The organism is Streptodolium elevatio (genome assembly GCF_053592165.1).
Map to the genome: position 1 here is coordinate 1 of NZ_JBSFVE010000083.1, position 1,262 is coordinate 1,262.

Genomic DNA, 1,262 nt, shown 5'->3' on the forward strand with positions numbered 1-1,262 from the left:
GCACAGAAATCGAGCAAGCAGTCGCAAAGCAATGCGATTATACAGAATTTAACCCAGTATTCGAAGATTTGTTTTTCTCTCTTAACCAGCTCGAAGAACGAGACGGCTTCAAATTGGAAAAATACGATATCTATAAAGCGTTAATGACCGCTTATAGTGTGGGATTTAATCGCGGTAAAAAAGCGCACAAACCTACAAAATGGCTAGAAAAAGAAACCGAAGAATTTGAAAATTATTGGCAACTCTATAACACCGTAAAAAATCAGGCTATTAAAGATATATCAGGCGGAAGCGTGGCAAGACAATGCCGTGAATTTAATGCTTTAGTCACTCGTAGAATGTACGAAGCAGGAATGTCAGAAGAAAAGAAAAACTGGACTTCTTGGGATAAGTAAGGGGGCAAGACAGGCAAAAAGGATTGAGAAAATGACAAATATTATTAGAGCTTGTCCTTATGTGGCTGGTATTGATAGCTTAGGTATGCGAAGTTTAAAAGCCTATCACACAGAACTGACAGACAAGCAGATTGAAAAGGTAGACCCATTGAACGCCAATACAGGCACCGTTGATTATTCTTTTAAAGTTCGCAAATACAAGCACGGTGTCCGCTTTGAGGGCGAAAAAGAGGGCGGAGAAATCAGTCTCTTTGATGAGGTGGATAAATGATAGAACACTACCAAGGCTACACGGCAAGGAAACGGCTAGGGCGGAATAGTTTCAGGACGATAGGAAAACACCCCTATAAGATGATTCACAATGCAAGAGCGGTTAAATATGACTTAATACAGCAGTTTGAAGCTAGCACAAGCATAAACTTACCTAGTGGAGTGAAAAGCAACTTATGCACTCAAGTAAGCCCAGTTTTGGGCAAGCAACTGGCTATCATGAAATTACAGATAAAGGAAACTAAACCATGAAAATTACTATTGATGTCCTTGAAAATGAAAGCAATAAGGACAATTTAGAGTATCTTATCAGCGATACAAGCAACGAAGCTATGACTGTTTTAATGTTTACCTTGATTGGCGAAGCTAGACAGAGAGCAAGCTATGAGCAATTTTTAGAAACGATTACTAGAATTTGGGGGTATCTCAATGAAGATAACTGACTTACAGACGTTAGACCAAAATATTATTAAATTTCTTGCCGAACACAGAGGAATTGACCGAGCTGTCAAAGGCAAGATTTTAGCACAAGCCCTTGATATTGATTTTAGAACGCTTCAGAGCAGAATTGAGTACCTCCATAAGCAGGGTTGCGCC

The 1,262-nt window shown here is 39.5% G+C and carries 3 protein-coding genes; all 3 read left to right on the forward strand.

The genetic code is table 11. The features are described 5' to 3' along the window. A partial coding sequence (locus ACWD12_RS41065; protein WP_450103962.1) for a hypothetical protein occupies positions 1–395 on the forward strand: 395 nt, incomplete at its 5' end. 31 nt (positions 396–426) lie between these two features. After that, positions 427–666 (forward strand): hypothetical protein, encoded by a 240-nt coding sequence (locus ACWD12_RS41070; RefSeq protein ID WP_450103963.1) that lies wholly within the window; start codon positions 427–429, stop codon positions 664–666. A gap of 247 nt (positions 667–913) precedes the next feature. Further along, positions 914–1,108 (forward strand): hypothetical protein, encoded by a 195-nt coding sequence (locus ACWD12_RS41075; protein WP_010905048.1) that lies wholly within the window; start codon positions 914–916, stop codon positions 1,106–1,108. Positions 1,109–1,262: the final 154 nt, after the last annotated feature.